Origin of the sequence: Streptomyces chartreusis, from assembly GCF_008704715.1 — a bacterium.
GTDB lineage: Bacteria > Actinomycetota > Actinomycetes > Streptomycetales > Streptomycetaceae > Streptomyces > Streptomyces chartreusis.
Genome location: NZ_CP023689.1, coordinates 9,062,204 through 9,079,645, shown reverse-complemented (window position 1 = coordinate 9,079,645; position 17,442 = coordinate 9,062,204). Strand labels below are relative to the sequence as shown.

General features: G+C 72.2%; 16 protein-coding genes. 10 read left to right on the top strand and 6 right to left on the bottom strand.

Annotated elements, in window-relative coordinates; genetic code table 11:
• The first annotated feature begins 182 nt into the window (after positions 1 to 182).
• Positions 183 to 1,343, top strand: coding sequence for a M20 family metallopeptidase (locus CP983_RS40315; protein ID WP_150505313.1), 1,161 nt, complete (start codon positions 183 to 185; stop codon positions 1,341 to 1,343).
• A gap of 25 nt (positions 1,344 to 1,368) precedes the next feature.
• Here CP983_RS40315 and CP983_RS40310 read toward each other — a convergent pair whose 3' ends face one another.
• Together CP983_RS40310 and CP983_RS40305 are read right to left on the bottom strand one after the other, a co-directional pair.
• On the bottom strand, positions 1,369 to 1,749 hold the full coding sequence (locus tag CP983_RS40310; protein ID WP_107909968.1) for a hypothetical protein: 381 nt from the start codon (positions 1,747 to 1,749) through the stop codon (positions 1,369 to 1,371).
• Positions 1,750 to 1,919: 170 nt separating this feature from the next.
• On the bottom strand, positions 1,920 to 2,792 hold the full coding sequence (locus CP983_RS40305) for a hypothetical protein (protein WP_125529058.1): 873 nt from the start codon (positions 2,790 to 2,792) through the stop codon (positions 1,920 to 1,922).
• A gap of 268 nt (positions 2,793 to 3,060) precedes the next feature.
• Here CP983_RS40305 and CP983_RS40300 point away from each other — a divergent pair, with 268 nt between their 5' ends.
• On the top strand, positions 3,061 to 5,139 hold the full coding sequence (locus tag CP983_RS40300) for a SpoIIE family protein phosphatase (protein WP_150505311.1): 2,079 nt from the start codon (positions 3,061 to 3,063) through the stop codon (positions 5,137 to 5,139).
• A gap of 107 nt (positions 5,140 to 5,246) precedes the next feature.
• Here CP983_RS40300 and CP983_RS40295 read toward each other — a convergent pair whose 3' ends face one another.
• Both CP983_RS40295 and CP983_RS40290 read right to left on the bottom strand, forming a co-directional pair.
• Entirely contained in the window at positions 5,247 to 6,533 is a 1,287-nt protein-coding gene (locus tag CP983_RS40295; protein ID WP_150505309.1) for a cysteine desulfurase, read from the bottom strand.
• On the bottom strand, positions 6,520 to 7,911 hold the full coding sequence (locus CP983_RS40290) for a family 2B encapsulin nanocompartment shell protein (RefSeq protein ID WP_229915083.1): 1,392 nt from the start codon (positions 7,909 to 7,911) through the stop codon (positions 6,520 to 6,522). The genes CP983_RS40295 and CP983_RS40290 overlap by 14 nt, the downstream gene beginning before the upstream one ends.
• A 480-nt stretch (positions 7,912 to 8,391) precedes the next feature.
• On the opposite strand from CP983_RS40290, the gene CP983_RS40285 reads away from it, so the two are divergent.
• Positions 8,392 to 9,084 (top strand): hypothetical protein, encoded by a 693-nt coding sequence (locus CP983_RS40285; RefSeq protein ID WP_150505307.1) that lies wholly within the window; start codon positions 8,392 to 8,394, stop codon positions 9,082 to 9,084.
• 136 nt (positions 9,085 to 9,220) lie between these two features.
• Here CP983_RS40285 and CP983_RS40280 read toward each other — a convergent pair whose 3' ends face one another.
• Complete coding sequence (locus CP983_RS40280; RefSeq protein ID WP_150505305.1) at positions 9,221 to 10,045, bottom strand: putative protein N(5)-glutamine methyltransferase; 825 nt, start codon at positions 10,043 to 10,045, stop codon at positions 9,221 to 9,223.
• A 324-nt stretch (positions 10,046 to 10,369) separates the two neighbouring features.
• Here CP983_RS40280 and CP983_RS40275 point away from each other — a divergent pair, with 324 nt between their 5' ends.
• The 3 genes from CP983_RS40275 to CP983_RS40265 all read left to right on the top strand — a co-directional run bounded on the left by CP983_RS40275 (position 10,370) and on the right by CP983_RS40265 (position 12,395).
• The gene (locus tag CP983_RS40275) at positions 10,370 to 10,975 is read left to right on the top strand and encodes a sulfite oxidase-like oxidoreductase (RefSeq protein WP_150505303.1); all 606 of its coding nucleotides are present in this window, start codon (positions 10,370 to 10,372) and stop codon (positions 10,973 to 10,975) included.
• The gene (locus tag CP983_RS40270; RefSeq protein ID WP_150505301.1) at positions 10,968 to 11,732 is read left to right on the top strand and encodes a ferredoxin reductase; all 765 of its coding nucleotides are present in this window, start codon (positions 10,968 to 10,970) and stop codon (positions 11,730 to 11,732) included. Before CP983_RS40275 ends, CP983_RS40270 begins: the two co-directional genes overlap by 8 nt.
• Positions 11,733 to 11,810: 78 nt before the next feature.
• Positions 11,811 to 12,395 carry an Rv1733c family protein gene (locus CP983_RS40265; RefSeq protein WP_150505299.1) on the top strand — a complete coding sequence of 195 codons (585 nt, stop codon included), beginning with the start codon at positions 11,811 to 11,813 and terminating at the stop codon, positions 12,393 to 12,395.
• Positions 12,396 to 12,409: 14 nt separating this feature from the next.
• On the opposite strand, the gene CP983_RS40260 is transcribed toward CP983_RS40265, so the two are convergent.
• Positions 12,410 to 13,792, bottom strand: a complete 1,383-nt coding sequence (locus CP983_RS40260) for an 8-oxoguanine deaminase (RefSeq protein WP_150505297.1) — start codon at positions 13,790 to 13,792, stop codon at positions 12,410 to 12,412.
• A gap of 103 nt (positions 13,793 to 13,895) precedes the next feature.
• Between CP983_RS40260 and CP983_RS40255 the strand changes: the two genes are divergently transcribed.
• From CP983_RS40255 to CP983_RS40240, 4 genes are all read left to right on the top strand, one after another.
• Positions 13,896 to 14,864 carry an acetylxylan esterase gene (locus CP983_RS40255; RefSeq protein WP_107909984.1) on the top strand — a complete coding sequence of 323 codons (969 nt, stop codon included), beginning with the start codon at positions 13,896 to 13,898 and terminating at the stop codon, positions 14,862 to 14,864.
• Positions 14,865 to 14,873: 9 nt separating this feature from the next.
• Positions 14,874 to 15,278: a nuclear transport factor 2 family protein gene (locus tag CP983_RS40250; protein WP_150505295.1), complete on the top strand. Its 405-nt coding sequence runs from the start codon at positions 14,874 to 14,876 to the stop codon at positions 15,276 to 15,278.
• A 109-nt stretch (positions 15,279 to 15,387) separates the two neighbouring features.
• Positions 15,388 to 16,554 (top strand): serine hydrolase domain-containing protein, encoded by a 1,167-nt coding sequence (locus tag CP983_RS40245; protein WP_150505293.1) that lies wholly within the window; start codon positions 15,388 to 15,390, stop codon positions 16,552 to 16,554.
• A 130-nt stretch (positions 16,555 to 16,684) separates the two neighbouring features.
• Positions 16,685 to 17,428, top strand: a complete 744-nt coding sequence (locus CP983_RS40240; RefSeq protein ID WP_093744773.1) for a GntR family transcriptional regulator — start codon at positions 16,685 to 16,687, stop codon at positions 17,426 to 17,428.
• The last annotated feature ends 14 nt before the right edge of the window (positions 17,429 to 17,442 follow it).

The following is a 17,442-nucleotide window of genomic DNA, read 5'->3' as shown; positions in this document are numbered from 1 at the left end:
GGAAGCCTTTATGCAACTAGTTGCACAACCGGGGTGGGGTGAGACGGGCCACTTGCGCCTGTGCCGAGTGGGCGGCTGCGGGTACGTGGGGGCTGGTCGCGCAGTTCCCGGCACCCCTTGGGGCAGGCAGCGGGCACCCCTCCACGGCCCAGCCGACATCCGCCTTCGGGCACAGTGGCCCCATGACCCCGCACGCCGACACGATCGCCCTCGCCCAGCGCCTCGTCCGCTGCCCCAGCCGCGCCGGGATCGACGACTACGGCCCCGTCCTCGGCGTCCTGGAGGACTGGATCGCCGGGCGTGAGCTGCCGTATCGGCGCCTGCACGGCGAGGACGGCGGCGTCGTCGGCCTGCTGATCGAGGTCGCGGGCGGCCTGCCCGGCCCCTGGTGGGCACTGGACGCCTGCGTCGACACCGCGCCCTACGGCGACGAGAGCGCCTGGACGTTCCCGCCGGACTGCGGTGACGTCGTCGACGGCTGGCTGCGCGGCAGGGGCGCCGCCGACTCCAAGCTCGCTGCGGCGATGTTCTGCGCCGTCGCGGCCGAGCTGCACGACCGGGCCGCCGACCTGCGCGGCGGGCTCGCGGTGCTGCTCGACGTGGACGAGCACACGGGCGACTTCGGCGGTGCCCGCGCCTATCTGGCCGACCCGGAGGCGGCCCGTCCGGCCGGGGTCCTGATCGGCTACCCGGGGCTCGACGAGGTCGTGGTGGGCGGGCGGGGGCTGTGGCGCGCCACGATCGCGGTGCACGCCGCCTCCGGCCACTCGGGGTCCCGCAGCACAGCGCCCGGCGCCGTCTCCCGCGCGGCGCGCCTCGTACGGCTTCTGGAGGAGGCCGAGCTCCCCGGGGCCGAGGGTGACTTCCCGCTGCCGCCGAAGCTGACGGTCACCTTCTGCCACGGCGGCCAGGGCTTCTCGGTGGTGCCCGACCTGTGCGAGCTGGGCGTCGACATCCGCACGACGCCCCACTTCGGCGCCGACGCCGCCGAACGCCTGGTCCGCGAGGCGGTGGGCGAGCTGGACTCGCGGGTGCCGGCTCCGCGGCCGACCGTGATCATGCCGGTGGCGTCCTGGCCGCCGTACCGGCTGGCCGAGGAGGAGCAGCCCGCGGCGGCGCTCCTGGACGCCGCCGCGCGGGAAGGGCTCACGGTACGGGCCAAGACGGCCGGCCCCTCGAACATCGGCAACCTGCTCGCGGGCGAGGGCATCCCGGCCACGTCGGGCTTCGGGGTGCGGTACGCGGGCCTGCACGGCGTGGACGAGCGGGCCTGTCTTCAGGACCTGCCCGCCGTCCACGCCGCCTACCGGCACGCCGTGCTCGGCCTGCTGGGCCCGTCATGACCGAGCGCGCCCTTGCCGGACTCGGTCAGGAAAGGCCTGGGCGGCTCTCCAGCACCACGTGCAGCTCCCGCTCCTGGTCGCCGGAGGCGGAGGCCAGGTCGTGCACCGTGAACAGGGAGTCCAGCGTCGTACGGAGCCGTTCGATGGCCCAGTAGCCGCCCTGTGCGTCCGCCTCGACGGAGGACGAGAGGCGGGCCGGTGCCGGGCACTCCTGCGTGTCGGTCACCTCGAACGTGCCGAGCCACACCATCGGGCGCGTCTCGTGCAGCTGCTGCGGCACGTCCTCGGGGCCCCGGTCGGACTCGAAGCACGTGCACAGCGCGTCGAACACGATCCGGGCGTCTTCCTTGCTGCATCCGCTGATCTCGACGGAGACGGGCTCCTCGTGCAGTCGTTCACGTTCCATCGTGATCGCTCCTCTCGTGGCCGCGTCGCGGTGCCACGGGTAGCCGCAGAACCGGACCCCAACCCAAGAAAAGCACCACCCACGCCGGAGCACTACCGGCGGAGCCCGCCGGTCCGGATCCGCCGGAACCGCCGGCGCCCGTCACCGGCGGCGCCGTCGCCGCGCCGGTCTCAGCCGCGCGTGAACTTGTACGTCTTGCTGTCGGTCAGCACGCAGAAGCCCGGCGAGACGACGATCACGCGCAGGGTGCCGGTGCGCCGGTCGTAGTCGATGCCCTCCGTCTCGAAGTTGCCCGAGCAGGAGCTGCGCAGCGGGAGCTGGCGCAGGGCCGTGACACGGCCGGTCACGTCGGAGCCGCCCGGCTCGGCGGAGAGGTCGATCTGGAGCAGCGGCTTGGTCATGCCGAAGAGGGTGCCCGCCGGGTCGTCGGAGGAGCACAGCAGCGTCGTCGCGTTCAGGAAGTCGCAGCCCTGTACGTCGCGTACGGCGCGGTCGAGCCGGATGCTGGAGGTCCAGGGGAGGTTCGCCGAGGGCGAGGTGCTCGGGTTGACGCCGGGGGTGGGGTGGACCAGCAGGCGGGTCATGGTGCCCCACTCGCCCGAGACCATCCACTGGCCGGCGGGCGCGATGGCGACGAAGGAGTTGTTCAGCGCCTCCCCGGAGCCCAGCGTGTGCACGTATTCCGACCAGGCCCCGTTCGGCGCCTGCACCCGGAACATCTTCGCGGTGCCCGAGTCCGCCTGGTACGGCTCGACGTAGTAGCCGTTGTAGGAGGCGTCCGGGTCGCCCACGTGGTTCCAGCCGCGACTGGAGACCGAGATGGGGATGGTGCCGATGCCGGTGTAGCGGTTGGCGCTGTTCGCCGGGACCTCCACGGAGGCCAGACCCTGGCTCTCGGTCAGCGGGTCGGCACGGTCGGACCCCACCTCCGTCCAGGTGTCGGCGGCCTGCGCGGGCACCGCGGAGGACAGCACGGCTGCGGAGGCGAAGGCGACGAGGCCGGTGAGAACCGCATGACAACGTTGCCGGGCACGCAGGGCCATGGGAACGACTCCTCGGGGGGTGGGGGCGTGTCGGCGACAGTCTGGCGGGGTGATGTGGTCATGTACAGACCAAGCAGGAGAACGCCCGCTGTCTGATCGGCCACAGTCGCGTGCCCCGGCGGCGCCTTCGGGGGACGACCACCGCCGTGTTGAGGGATGGTGGAGGTGAGCGACCGAGGGGGCCCGGAGACGGTTGAACACGGTAGAACAAGGGGAGTCGGCACGGGGGAACGGCGTGCCGCGACAATGGCCGAAGGCGGTGCGTGGGATGTCTCCAGCCGAACCTCCCGTCGCCGAGGGCGACGAGCCGGTGCGCGGGCCGGTGGGTCCGAGCGGGCTGCTCGACGTGCTCGGCGTGGCCTCGGTGGTGCTGGACGTCGAGGGGCGCATCGTGCTGTGGAGCCCCCAGGCCGAGGAGTTGTTCGGCTATTCGGCGCAGGAGGCGCTGGGCGAGTACGCCGCCCGGATCATGGTCCACGAGCAGTACCTGGACCTGGTCGTCAAGCTGTTCGCCGACGTCATGGAGACGGGTGAGGGCTGGGCCGGGGCGTTCCCGATCCGGCGCAAGGACGGCGGCACGCGCCTGGTGGAGTTCCGCAACATGCGGCTGCTGGACGACCAGGGCGACGTCTACGCGCTGGGCCTGTGCGCCGACCAGACGACGGTCCGCCGGGTGGAGCGGGACGTCGCCCTGTCCACGCGCACCATCGCGCAGGCCCCGATCGGTCTGGCCGTCCTCGACACCGATCTGCGCTACGTCTCGGTCAACGCGGCGCTGGCCCGGCTCAACGGCATCCCCGCCGAGGACCACATCGGGCACACACCGCGCGAGCTGCTGCCCGGCGTCGACGCCGACGGCATCGAGGCGGCCCTGCGCATGGTCCTGGGCACCGGTGAGCCCCTCATCGACCAGCGCATCGTGGGCCGTACGCCGGCCGACCCGGACCGGGAGCACTTCTGGTCCGTCTCGCTGTACCGCCTGGAGGACACTGCGGGCACGGTGCTCGGCGTGGCCGGGATGGCCGTCGACATCACCGAGCAGCACCAGGCAGCGCTGGAGGCCGCGACGGCACGGCGGCGCCTGGATCTCATCGCCGACGCCTCCGCGCGCATCGGCACCACCCTGGAGCTGGACCGCACGGCGCGCGAGCTGGCCGAGGTCGCCGTGCCTGAGCTCGCGGACATCGCGGCCGTCGACCTCCTGGAAGCGGTGGTGGACGGCAGGCGCAGAAGCCTCGGCCCGGCCGAGGCGGCGGTGATCCGCGCTCTGGCCGTCCAGGCCGACGGCCCCACGGAGGCTCTCGACGCCGCCGATCCGCCGGGTGAGGTCGCGCACTACGGCCCGGACCGCCTCGTCACCGAGTGCGTGCGCACCGGCAGTCCGGTACTGGTAGCCCGCGTCCAGGAGGAGGACCTGCCTCGCATCGCCCGCTCCCCCGAGGCCGCCCTGCAGCTGAGCCGCGCGGGAGTGCACTCCTATCTGGCGGTGCCGTTGATCGCGCGGGGCGAGGTCCTCGGCGCCCTCGACCTCAAGCGCATCGGCAATCCGCTGCCGTTCAGCGACGACGACCTGCTGCTCGCCCGGGAGTTGGCGGCCCGCGCGGCGGTGCAGATCGACAACGCCCGCTGGTACCAGAACGCCCGAGACACCGCCCTGACCCTCCAGCGCAGCCTGCTGCCCAGCCACCCCGCGGTGACGGGCGGTCTGGAGGTGGCCTCCCGCTACCAGCCGGCGGGCGCCGGCGCCGAGGTCGGCGGGGACTGGTTCGACGTGATACCGCTGGACGGCGGCAAGACGGCGCTCGTCGTAGGCGATGTGATGGGCAGCGGCATCGACGCCGCCACGACCATGGGCCGGCTGCGTACCGCGACGAACACCCTGGCGTCCCTGGACCTCGAACCGACACGGCTCCTGGAGCACCTCGACAAGATCACGCAGGGCCTCGACCACTCCATAGCCACCTGTGTCTACGCCGTGCACGACCCGAAGCTGCGGCAGGTCCGGATCGCCAACGCGGGGCATCTGCCGCCCGCGCGCGTCCGCCCCGGTCGTCCCCCGGAGTTCCTCGAACTGCCCACGGGGGCGCCGCTGGGCGTCGGTGGTGTCGCCTTCTCCACGACGACCGTGGATCTCGAACCCGGCGACCAGCTGGTCTTCTACACGGACGGGCTCGTCGAGACCCGTCAGCATCCACTGGACGAGCGCCTCGACGCGCTGCTGGAGCTCCTCGACGACCCCTACCGCCCGCTGGAGGAGTGCTGCGACCTCCTCCTGCGCACCCTGCACCGGCCCGACAACTCCGACGACGTGGCACTGCTCATCGCGCGTGTGCTGCCGACGAGTTGAGCGGCGCCCTCCCCTGACCTCCGATCCGTCTGACGTACCGGTTTCGGGGCCGTGCGGCCGTCTCCGGTCGCACGGCCCCGAACCGGGATCAGTTCCGGACTGAGCCGTCAGGCGCGCTCTTGCAGTCTGCGCAGTGAGGAGACGAGCTGGTCCACCTCCCCGTAGGTGTTGTAGAGCGCGAGCGAGGCGCGTGCCGCCGACTCGAGTCCGTAGTGGGCGAGGGCCGGTTGGGCACAGTGGTGACCGGCGCGGACGGCGATCCCGTCCCGGTCGAGCCAGTCCGCGACGGCGGCCGGGTCCTGTCCGGCGAGCGTGAAGGTGAGCACCGCGATCCGGTCGGGCGCCGAGCCGATCAACTCCAGCCCGGGCACGCCGGCGAGCGCCTCGTGCGCATACGCCATGAGGTCCCCCTCGTAGACCGCGACGGCCTCGCGGTCGAGGGACGTCAGCCAGTTCAGGGCGGCGAGCAGTCCGACGACTCCGCCGATGTGGCCGGTCCCGGCCTCCATGCGGTGCGGCACGGGCGCGAAGGTGGTCTCCCCGAACGTCACGGATTCGATCATGTTGCCGCCGCCCTGCCAGGGGGCCATCCCCGCGAGGAGCTCCGGCTTCGCGTACAGGGCGCCGATGCCGGTCGGCGCGAACAGCTTGTGGCCCGAGAACGCGTAGAAGTCCGCGTCCAACTCCCGCACGTCGACGGGGAAATGGGCCACCGCCTGGGCACCGTCCACCAGCACCTTGGCGTTGTGGCGGTGGGCCAGTACCGTCATCTCCGCGACCGGCGGGACGGTGCCGAGGACGTTCGACGCATGGCTGATCGCGACGAGTTGCGTCCGCGAGGACAGCAGGTCACGGTACGCGTCCTGGTCGATCTCCCCGTCCTTCGTCAGGGGGATCGGCACGAGCCGGGCGCCGGTCTGCTTGGCGACCATCTGCCAGGGCACGATGTCCGAGTGGTGCTCGAGGACCGGCACCAGGACGTCGTCCCCGGGCCCGAGGTTGGCACGGCCCCAGCTCTGGGCGACGAGGTTGACGGCCTCCGTGGTGCCGCGCACGAAGACGATGTCCTCCGGTCCTGCGGCGCCGAGGAAGTCGGCGACGGCCACCCTGCCCGCCTCGTACGCCTCGGTGGCCTCCCGCGCCATGGTGTGGGCGCCGCGGTGGATGTTGGAGTTGGCGGCGCCGTAGTAGGCGGCGAGCGCCTCGATGACCTGACGCGGCTTCTGGGTCGTGGCCGCGTTGTCGAGCCAGACGAGAGGACGGCCGTTGACGGTGCGGTGCAGGATCGGGAAGTCCTGCCGGACCGACTCGGCGCTGAAACCGCCGGGTTGACGCACCCGCGACGACGGGTCGGCCGACCGCGCCGGCCATGCCGTGACGTCAGGAGTAGTCATGGTACTTGGACACCTCGACGTTCTGGAGTACGGCGACGGCGTCGTCCACCAGCACCGCGGTGTTGAAGTACGCCGTCATCAGGTACGACGTGATGCCCTTCTGGTCCATGCCCATGTTCCGCATGGACAGGCCGGGTTCGACCTCGTCCGGCACCCCCGCGGGGCGCAGTCCCACGACGCCCTGCTCCGCCTCGCCGGTCCGCATCAGCAGGATCTCGGTGGTCCCCGCGGCGTCGCCGGAGCCGTTCGGGCAGGACACCTTGTCCGAGGGGAGCAGCGGCACGCCCCGCCAGGTCAGCAGAGGGCTGCCGAACCGGCTGTCCGTCACCGGGGGCACGCCCCGCCGCGTACATTCGCGCCCGAACGCGGCGATGGCCCGGGGGTGCGCCAGGAAGTAGGCGGGCTGCTTCCACACCTTCGCGAGCAGTTCGTCGAGGTCGTCGGGGGTGGGGGCACCCGTGCGCGCCTGCACGCGCTGGCCGGCCGGCACATTGTGGAGGAGCCCGAACTCGGGGTGGTTGAGCATCAGGTTCTCCTGCCGCTCGCGCAGGGCCTGGACGGTCAGGTTGGCCTGCGTGCGCGTCTGGTCCATCGGCCCGTTGTAGAGGTCGGCGACGCGGGAGTGCACCATCATCCGGGTCTGCGCGAGGGTCATGTGGTACTCGCGCGGCGCGTCCTCGTAGTCGACGTATGTGCTCGGCAGGTCGACCTCGCCCATATGGCCGCCGCTCAGGTCGATCGGCGCCTCGGCACCGGGTGCGGGCATGTCGCCCGCCGTGTACGAGTCGACAGCGCCGCGCAGTGCGTCGTCGCGGTCCATGAGCTGGGCGAGCGCCGAACGCTCGGCACGCAGCGCGACGCCCGGGGTGACGGCCTTCACCGCGTACGGCATGGGCTCGCCCCTGGTCCATGCCTCCAGGTCGAAGTACTGCCCGTCGCCGATGACCTGGATCAGCGCTTCGTCGCCGTAGCGGCCGGTGGTCCGCTTCTCGGCGCGGCCGCGGACGATCACCCACAGGTGCTCGGCGGTGTCGCCCTCCCGCACCAACACCTGACCGGGCTCGAAGCTCATCTCCGTGAATCCGTCGGCGAGTTGGCCGAGGAAGGCGTCGTCGGCCTCGCGGAGGTACGGGATCTCGCGTAAGTCCCCCGGAATCACACGGGGACCTCCCTCATCGGTGTGGGTGCTGATGCGGTCGTCGCCGAGTACGTAGGTGCGGCGCCTGTTGACGCGATAGACACCTGATTCCACATCTACCCAGGGAAGGGCACGCAGCAGATAACGCGGGGTCACTCCACGCATCTGCGGTGTGGTCTTCGTGGTGGTCGCGAGCTGCCGGGCGGCCTCGGGGCTGAGGCTGATGCGGTCGGTCGTCACAGGGGTCTCCTCTGGTCGATCGCTCCGGACCGGGCTTTCGTTCGAGCGACGCCGATCGTGCAGGCAGCGACTGCCCCTCACAAGGTGCGCAGGACGCCGCTCAAGATGGCCCGGGCCGAAAACCCGTGCCCCGGAGCGGAGCCGGCGCGCCGCGTCCGTCCGCCCGGACCCGTGACGCCACCAGTGACGGAACCGCGGAAGATGTTCCGAGGACCGGGATGACACGACAGCTCGATGCGCGGTCAATCTCCTTACAGAGGTCTTGATTTGGCCCCGTATGGCAGCTTTTGACTTCTCAAAGCAGCGCTTATACGGCCCCATTTCCGGGCGTGATTGGGTGAATCGGTAAGTACTCGTGAAGAGAAGGGTGGGCGCCCCTTTTCACAGGAACTGATTACTGGTTCCTTATGGTGCGCATCCCACAATCACAGCAAGGCATGGCATGGGGATGCCGGGTGCCGTGACCGAAGGGAGCGAGCCGTGACACACGATCCGGAACGGGAGCACCCGCGCGGGGCGGCGCCGCGCGGACTGTGGCGGCGGCGGTCCGGCCGCGCCAAGGCGGTTACTGCGGCGGCCACGGTCGCCGCCCTGACCCTCGGCGGTACGGTCGCCTACGCCGCGACCTCCTCGGGCTCCGGGGACGGTGCCTCCCCCTCGGCCTCCGGGCCCGCCTCGCCGTCGCCCGGCACGCCCGGCGAACGGCACGGGCCCGGCATGCGGTTCGGCCTCGGCGGAGGCGGCGTGCACGGCGAGTCGACCGTGAAGGACCGCGAGAGCGGCGAGTGGGTCGTACGGATCTGGCAGCGCGGCACCGTCGAGAAGGTCGACGGCGATCGGGTCACGGTGAAGAGCGAGGACGGCGCCGAGTGGACGTGGACCGTCGGCTCGGACACCACCGTGCGCCACGACGGCGACAAGGGCTCCGGCACCGGCGACCTCAAGAACGGCGACGACATCTTCGTCGTCGGCACCCGTGCCGGCGACGACACCAGGACGGCCGACCGTGTCCTCGCGGGGAACTGGAAGGAATGGAAGCAGGGGAAGGGCGAGGGCAAGGACCGGGACAGGGGGCCGGGTGACTGGCACGGCAAGTTCCCCGGGCCCCGGCACTGGGACAGGCCCGGTTCCGGCCCCTCGGACGGCCCTTCGCACAGCGACGCCACGACCTGAGCCGCCCCGCTGCCCCGCCACGACCTGAATCGGCCCACCGTCCCGCCACGACCTGAATCGGCCCACCGTCCCGCCACGGCCTGAGTCCGCCCCGGCCCGCCACGACCGGAGTCGGTCCGCCGACCCACGTGCCCCTTCAGCGGTCCCGGCCGCGGCCGATCACGACGTTCGCGTGCATTTCCTCGGAGACGACCAGCCGCGCCGACAGCCCGCTGTCGGTGAATGCCTTCAGGGCCGTCGGCGCCTGACGTTCGCTGGTCTCGATCAGCAGGCGGCCGCCGGGGGCCAGCCACTGATGCGCCCCGGCGGCCACCCTGCGCAGTACGTCCAGACCGTCCGGGCCGCCGTCGAGGGCGACGCGGGGCTCGTGGTCGCGGGCCTCCGCGGGCAGGAGACCGACCTCGTCGGTGGGCACGTAGGGCACGTTCGCGGCGAGGATGCCGACACGTCCGCGCAGGCTGTCGGGGAGCGCCTCGAACAGGTCGCCGGTGTGCACGCGCCCGTCGTAGGGGGCCACGTTGCGGCGGGCGCAGCGCACGGCCGCCGGGTCGATGTCCGCGGCGTGCAGCTCGACCGGGCCGGGTGAGCCGAGGGCGGCGGCCAGGGCCGCGCCGACCGCACCGGAGCCGCAGCACAGGTCCACGACCACGGACGCGTCGGGCGCGGCGGCGACCGCCTGCTCGACCAGGAACTCGGTACGGCGGCGGGGCACGAAGACCCCGGGTTCGACGGCTATGCGCAGCCCGCGGAACTCGGCCCAGCCGACGACGAGTTCGAGCGGCACGCCCGTGACGCGCCGGTCCACCATGGCGGTCAGTTCGTCCGGGGTACGGGCTGCGGCCAGGATCAGCCGGGCCTCGTCCTCGGCGAAGACACAGCCGGCGGCCCGGAGCGCGGTCACGACGGCGTCGTAGGGCAGCGGTGACGGGGAAGCGGGCGAGGGGGGAGACAGAGAGGGCATGGAAGCCGAGAGCCTTTCGGAAGCCGAAGGATGCTCTCGCGGCCGCCTACTGGCGGTGGTCCGCGCCGATACGAGATGAGAGCACCCGACCTGACACAGCGGTAATGGGTCTCACCTCCTGGTTCTCCACGGGACCGGGACTGCCCCGGCCGGACGGCCACACTACCCCAACGATCACGACCGCCGGGCCCTTCCCGGCCCTCCGCGGGACCACCCCGCCGGAACGCGTACGGTTGTACGAAGCACGTACCGATCACCGAAGCACGTACCGATCACGCTCGACCCGCGGGCCGTCGCCCACGCCGGCCTGGAGGCACCACCCGCATGAACGTCACCCGAGGCTTCACCGGACGCCCGCGCGTCCACAACGAAGCCCTGCCGCCCGGCCAGTACGACGCGGGCGACGACTGGCCCGTCCTGTCCGCCGAGGTCACGCCCGACCTGACCCCGGCCGAGTGGTCGTTCCGCGTGGACGGGCTGGTCGAGGAGCCGCGCAGCTGGACCTGGGACGAGGCGCACGCGCTGCCGGGGTCGGTGTACGAGGGCGACATCCACTGCGTGACGAGCTGGTCGAAGTTCGGTGTGCGGTTCGGCGGCGTCTCGCTGGACGCCTTCCTCAGTGTGGTCCGCCCCCATGTGTCGGCCACACATGTCGTCGCCTATTCGCACACCGGCTACACCACCAACCTTCCGCTGGCCGACGTGACCGGCGGGCGGGCCTGGATCGCCTGGGAGTACGACGGGAGCCCGCTCACCCCGGAGCACGGTGGCCCGGCGCGGCTGCTGGTGCCGCACCTGTACTTCTGGAAGAGCGCCAAGTGGATCGCGGGTCTGCGTGTCCTGGACCACGAGGAGGCGGGGTTCTGGGAGCAGAACGGCTACCACGCCCGGGGCAACCCCTGGGAGGAGCAGCGGTACTCCGGTGACTGAGACAGCCGACACGTACACGCCGCGGACCCGGTTCGCCGTGCCCGGCCGGATCGCCGTCAGCGAGCAGGCCGCCACCCTGTGGCAGACGGCGACGATCACCGGGATCCGCCGCGAGACCCCGCACGCCGCGACCTTCCGGCTCGCCGTGCCCGACTGGGCGGGCCATCTGCCCGGCCAGCACCTGATGCTGCGGCTGACCGCCGGGGACGGCTATGTGGCCCAGCGCCACTACTCGATCGCGTCCGCGCCCGACGACTCCAGGCACATCGAGCTCACCCTGGACCATGTGGACGGCGGTGAGGTGTCGGGCTGGTTCCACACCGTGGCCGAGCCGGGTGACACGGTCGAGGTGCGCGGCCCGCTCAGCGGCTTCTTCGCCTGGCCCGGGGACCGGCCGGCACTGCTGCTCGGCGCCGGGTCCGGCGTCGTGCCGCTGATGTCGATGGTGCGGCACCATCGGGCGCAGGGGCTGGATGTGCCGCTGCGGTTGCTGGTGTCGGCTCGCAGCCCCGAGGAGCTCGTCTACGCACGGGAGTACGGCGCGGAGACGACGCCGGTGTTCACACGGAGCGCACCGGAGGGTGTGGTGGTGGGACGTATGGCCGCCGCACATGTGGCGCCGCTCCTGGCCGAGCAGCCTCCCGGTGGGTGGGAGGCCTATGTGTGCGGCTCCAACGGGTTCGCCGAACACGCCTCGCGGCTGCTTGTCGCGGCGGGTCAGCCCGTGGACCGTATCCGTATCGAACGCTTCGGCTGACCAGCAGGCCCACGTGGGGCCATTTGTGCATCCGGATTCTTCAGGAACGTTGTCCGGTATGTGGGGTACCTGGACGCCATGCGAAGCCAGGTGCATGGCTGGCGCCTTCGGTCGAGTCCGTTGCGGCGCCGGTCGGATGTCATGGAAGCGTGGACGCTGGTGGCCGTGGCGGTCCTGCTGCTGGTCGTCGCACCCCTGACCGGGGTGGTGGCGGCCTGGTGGGCTCACGGCGATGCCCAGGCCCTGGTCCGGGAGCAGCGGGAGGACCTGCGTCACGTCCGCGCCGAGGTCGTCGAGCGGGCCTCGCGCACCGCTCCTCTCGCACAGAGCGCACGTCAGCCGACCGCCAAGGCCACGGTGCGCTGGACGGATCCGGAGCTGGGCCCCCGTACGGCCGTGGCACGGGTCCCGCCGGGGACGGGCACGGGTGCGAAGGTCGACGTCTGGCTCGACTCCCGCGGCCACAGCGTGACCCCTCCCCCGGGCACCGCGGCGGTCTGGCAGAACACCGTCACCATCGGCATCTGCACGACGGGCGCCGCCGTCGCCGTGATCCTCTTCGGCCACACCGTCGTACGGCATGCCGCGATGCGTCGCCGTCTCGCCGAGTGGGACCAGGAATGGGCCCGCACCGAACCGGCGTGGACGGGCCGCCGGGCATGAGGAGCCGCGCTCCGTCAGGTCGACCGGCCCTGCATCGCCCGCGCCACCGCGCCGTGCACCCGTAGCGCCTCCAACAGCCCGGGCAGCCGGAGTTCACCGCGGTCCACCAGGACCCGGCCGCCGACCACGGTCGTCCAGGCCCGGGCCGGACCGCACCGCAGCCACGCCTCCACCGGATCGCTCAGCGCACCGGCCAGGGCGACCTCGTGCAGGTCCCAGACGACCAGGTCGGCGCAGGCGCCGGGCCGCAGATGACCGAGTTCGTCGTCCCTTCCCAGGCAGCGGGCCGAGCCGCGGGTGGCGATGTCGAGGGCGTCGCGGGCGGTCATCGCGCCCGGGCCGCCTCGGTAGCGGCCCAGCAGCAGCGCGGTCCGGGTCTCCATCCAGAGCGAGGCGTGGTCCGTCGAGGCGGAGCCGTCGCAGCCGATACCGACGGGCAGGCCCAGTTCACGCATCTCCCCGACGCGCGCGGTGCCGCCACCGATGAGCATGTTGGAGCTGGGGCAGTGCGCGACGCCGACGCCGGCCGCCGCGAGACGGCGCAGCTCGGCGTCGTTCGGGTAGATGCAGTGGGCGACCCAGCTGCGGTCGCTCATCCACCCCGTGTCCTCGAAGTACTCGACGGGACGGCAGCCGTAGGTCTCGAGGCAGTACGTGTCCTCGTCGTGGTCCTCGGCGAGGTGGGTGTGGAGCCGTACGTCGTGCCGCTCGGCGAGTTCGGCGGTCGCGGTCATCAGCGACCTGGTGACGGAGAAGGGTGAGCAGGGCGCGAGCGCGACTCGTACCAGCGCGCCCGGCCCGGGGTCGTGGTATGCCCCGATCAGCCGCTCGCTGTCGGCGAGGACCTCGTCCTCCGTCTGCGTGACGCTCCTCGGCGGCAGTCCGCCGTCCTCGACGGAGCGGGTCATCGAGCCGCGGGTGGCGTGGAAGCGGAAGCCGATGTCGCGGGCGGCACGGATCTCGGCGTCGACGAGCCGGGGGCGGGGATGGACGTAGAGGTGGTCGGAGGACGTGGTGCAGCCGCCCATGAGGAGTTCGGCCATACCGACGTAGGCCGAAACGTACGCGCCCTCCTCGTCGAGACGGGCCCAGATCGGGTAGAGGGTGGTGAGCCAGTCGAACAGCGAGCCGTTCACGGCAGGCGCGTAGGAGCGGGTGAGGTTCTGGTAGATGTGATGGTGCGTGTTGATCAGGCCCGGGGTGACGAGCCGTCCGGACGCCCGGACGGTCGTGCGGGCCTCGGGTTCGCTTCCGGCGGGGCCGACACCGGTCACCCGACCATCGGTGACGGCCAGCCAGCCGCCGGGGATCTCCCAGCCGCTGTCCACGACGAGCAGTTCGGCATCTCTGACCAGCAGTTCCGCGACCTCGATCGGCGGATCGACGGCAGACGTCATGGCGCCATGGTAGGCGCACGGCGGGCCGTAGATCTGGCGAGTCCTCCGATCATCGACGTACGGTGTGATCATCCGCAGTCACTCTTCGCAAAGGCGGTCCGTCATGGCCCTGTTCGACCTTCCGCTCGACGAACTGCGCGACTACCGCAGCGAGTCGGTCGAGCCCGAGGACTTCGACGCGTTCTGGTCCAAGACGCTCCAGGAGGCGCGTGAGCACGAGCTGGACGCGCGCTTCGAGCCGGTCGACACGGGGCTGAGCACCGTGCAGGTGTACGACGTGACGTTCTCCGGGTTCGGCGGTCACCCGGTGAAGGGCTGGCTGCGGCTGCCGGCCGGGGCGACCGAGCCGTTGCCGCTGGTCGTGGAGTTCATCGGCTACGGCGGCGGACGCGGCCTGCCGCACGAGAACCTGCTGTGGGCCTCCACGGGGCGGGCGCACTTCTCGATGGACACGCGCGGTCAGGGCAGCGCGTGGGGCGGTGGCGGCGGGACGCCCGACCCCGTGGGTGCCGCGCCCGCGTATCCCGGGTTCATGACGCGGGGCATCGACGCCCCCGAGAACTACTACTACCGCCGGGTGCTGACGGACGCGGTGCGTGCCGTCGAGGCGGCCCGCTCCCACCCCCTCACCGATGCCGCCCGCACGGCCGCGCTCGGCGCGAGCCAGGGCGGCGGCATCACGATCGCGGTCGGCGGCCTGGTCCCGGACCTGGTGGCGGTCGCGCCGGACGTGCCGTTCCTGTGCGACTTCCCGCGCGCGGCGACCCTCACGGACCGTCACCCGTACCGCGAGATCGGCCTCTACCTGAAGACGCACCGGGGCCGCACCGAGGACGCCCTGCGGACCCTGTCGTACTTCGACGGCGTCCATTTCGCGGCGCGCGGCCGGGCGCCCGCGTTCTTCTCGGCGGCACTGGAGGACCAGACCTGCCCGCCCTCCACCGTCTTCGCGGCGTTCAACGCGTGGGCCCACGACGAGAAGGCCATCGAGGTGTACGACTTCAACGACCACGAGGGCGGCGGCCCGTTCCACGAGGCGGCCAAGCTGGACTGGCTGCGCTCGCACGCCTGAGGGCGCCGTATGGAGACTCGTGAGGCCGCGGAGCGGTTCGTGCGCGTCTGGCGGCGGGCCTGGGCCGAGCACGACGTGGACGCGCTGCTGGAGCTGTACGCCGAGGACTGCGTCCATCGCTCGATGCCGTTCCGCGCACCGCATCGGGGACGCGGCGAGCTGGGCGCGTATCTGCGCTGGTCGTTCGCGGCCGAGCGGGTGACCGACGTGCGCTTCTCCGCCCCGGTCGTCGGGGCGGACGGTGTGGCCGTGGCCGAGTTCCGGGTCCTCTCCGAGGAGGACGGCACGCCGGCCACGCTGGCCGGCTGTGTCTTCGCCCGTTTCGACGCCGCGGGACTGGCCGTCGAGACCCGCGACTACTGGCACACGGTCGAAGGGCACCGGGAACCGGAGGGCTCGCTGTTCTTCGGGTGACTTCGGCCGTGCGGGCACCTTCCGTCCAGTCCGACCAGTCGGTACGTTCGGGGAGCCCGGGTCGCGGCGTCGTGGCCCGGGGTTCCGGCGGACGACAAGGGGTGGGCCGATGGCGGAGCACGAGGCACAGGTGCAGGGGCACTGCGATCCGCGGTTCGCGGCGGTGCGGGAGGCGTTCGAGGCGAACTTCCGGGACCGCGAGGAGCTGGGCGCCGCGGTCGCCGTCACCGTCGACGGCCGGACCGTGGTGGACCTGTGGGGCGGGTGGGCCGACGGGGAGCGCGGCCGTCCCTGGGAGCGCGACACGCTGGTCAACGTGTGGTCGACGTCCAAGGGGCCGACGGCGCTGTGCGCCCACATCCTCGCCGACCGGGGCCTGCTCGACCTCGACGCACCGGTGGCCACGTACTGGCCCGAGTTCGCCGCCGCCGGCAAGGAGCAGATCCTCGTACGGCATCTGCTCTCCCACCGCGCGGGCCTGTCCGGGCTGCGGGAGCCGCACTCGTTCGAGCAGCTCTGCGACTGGGAGCTGACGACGCAGCGGCTCGCGGCGATGGAGCCGTGGTGGTCGCCGGGGACCCGGTCCGGGTATCACGCGTTCACGTACGGCTCCCTGGTCGGGGAGGTCGTGCGGCGGGTGTCGGGGCTGCTGCCGGGGGCCTTCCTGGAGCGGGAGGTGACCGGGCCGCTCGGGATCGACTTCACGATCGGGCTGCCCGAGAAGGAGTCCGGGCGGGTGGCCGGGCTGGTGCAGCCGCCGGTCGCCAGAAGCAGTGAACAGGCGGCGATCTTCAGCCAGTTGGCGCCGGCGGCGCTCGCCGCGCTGACCAACCCGATCCTGGGCGCGGCCCAGGCCAACTCGCCCGAGTGGCGGGCCGCCGAGATTCCCGCCGCGAACGGGCACGGCACCGCGCGGGCGGTCGCCGCGCTGTACGGGATCTTCGCGGGGCGCGGGACCTTCGACGGCCGCCGCATCCTGTCCCCCGAGGCCGCCGAGCGGGTGCGCGAGGGGCAGGGCAGCTGCCGCGATCTCGTGCTGGGCGCCGGGTTCGCACACGAGACGGAGATCGGCCTCGGCCTGTGGCTGAGTGGACCCAACGGCTCGTACGGACCCAACCCGCGGGCTTTCGGACACGACGGCTTCGGCGGCTCGTGCGGTCTTTCGGACCCGGAGGCCGGGGTGTCGCTGGGGTACACGATGAACCGGATGGGGCCTCATATCGCGGACGACCCAAGGAAGATGGCGCTGATCGACGCCCTGTACGGCGCCCTGTGACGGCCCTTCGGCGCGGGCCGTTTCAGCCGAAGTGAGGGGCCACCCTTCCCCGTTGGTTTAGACCACTGCTTAGATCTGGTGACGCAAGGAGCCCGCTCGGCTACAACACGTCACCAACAGGAGGCGCGGCATGGCCCGCACCACCCCGCACGACCGCCCGCTCACCGAAGCCCAGCCGCTGTACTGGCGGATCGCCACCGAGCTCCTCGGCGAGCTGCGCGACGGGACGATCCCGCCGGGCGAACGGCTGCCGGGGGAACGGCATCTGGCGGAGCATTTCGGGGTCAGCAGGGAGACCGTCCGGCAGTCGCTCGAGGTGCTGCGCCGCAGCGGTCTGGTGGCCACCGACCGGCGCGGCAGCCACGCCACGCTGCCGGGCCTGCCGGTCGAGACGCCCGCCTCGCTCACCTTCCCGGTCGGCGCCCGGACCACCGGCCCGGGCGCCGTCGACCACGCCACCGTCACCTGGGAGACGCCCTCCCCGGAGCACGCCGAGGCCCTGGGGCTCGCCCCGCACCGCGAGACCCTGGTGCACCGCTACGAGTCCACGGGCGCCGACGGACGGGGGCAGCGCACGGCCGTGACATCGTTCTCCGCGGTGGCGCTGGCCGAGGTGGCGGAGCTGGCCCGCTACCGCGACCGCACGGAGGCCTCCGGTTCGGCCCAACTGCGGCTCGCCTACGACTGGATGCGCAGGGCGGGCCTCTCGCTGCACCACCGGGACGCCATCACCCGGCTCCCGGGAGCGTCCACGGTGCGGGTCACCCGCTGCGTCCACGACCAGTACGCCCGCCCCCTGGAGATCACCGACCTCGTCGTGGACGCCCAACAGGACGCCCTGGTCTACGAGTTCACACTGCCCGCGGCGGGCTGAGCACGCGCGACGCG

Coding starts and splice junctions, on each gene's coding strand:
- CP983_RS40315 (WP_150505313.1), top strand. CDS start 183: ATGACCCCGCACGCCGACACGATCGCCCTCGCCCAGCGCCTCGTCCGC.
- CP983_RS40310 (WP_107909968.1), bottom strand. CDS start 1,749: ATGGAACGTGAACGACTGCACGAGGAGCCCGTCTCCGTCGAGATCAGC.
- CP983_RS40305 (WP_125529058.1), bottom strand. CDS start 2,792: ATGGCCCTGCGTGCCCGGCAACGTTGTCATGCGGTTCTCACCGGCCTC.
- CP983_RS40300 (WP_150505311.1), top strand. CDS start 3,061: ATGTCTCCAGCCGAACCTCCCGTCGCCGAGGGCGACGAGCCGGTGCGC.
- CP983_RS40295 (WP_150505309.1), bottom strand. CDS start 6,533: ATGACTACTCCTGACGTCACGGCATGGCCGGCGCGGTCGGCCGACCCG.
- CP983_RS40280 (WP_150505305.1), bottom strand. CDS start 10,045: ATGCCCTCTCTGTCTCCCCCCTCGCCCGCTTCCCCGTCACCGCTGCCC.
- CP983_RS40275 (WP_150505303.1), top strand. CDS start 10,370: ATGAACGTCACCCGAGGCTTCACCGGACGCCCGCGCGTCCACAACGAA.
- CP983_RS40265 (WP_150505299.1), top strand. CDS start 11,811: ATGCGAAGCCAGGTGCATGGCTGGCGCCTTCGGTCGAGTCCGTTGCGG.
- CP983_RS40260 (WP_150505297.1), bottom strand. CDS start 13,792: ATGACGTCTGCCGTCGATCCGCCGATCGAGGTCGCGGAACTGCTGGTC.
- CP983_RS40255 (WP_107909984.1), top strand. CDS start 13,896: ATGGCCCTGTTCGACCTTCCGCTCGACGAACTGCGCGACTACCGCAGC.
- CP983_RS40250 (WP_150505295.1), top strand. CDS start 14,874: ATGGAGACTCGTGAGGCCGCGGAGCGGTTCGTGCGCGTCTGGCGGCGG.
- CP983_RS40245 (WP_150505293.1), top strand. CDS start 15,388: ATGGCGGAGCACGAGGCACAGGTGCAGGGGCACTGCGATCCGCGGTTC.
- CP983_RS40240 (WP_093744773.1), top strand. CDS start 16,685: ATGGCCCGCACCACCCCGCACGACCGCCCGCTCACCGAAGCCCAGCCG.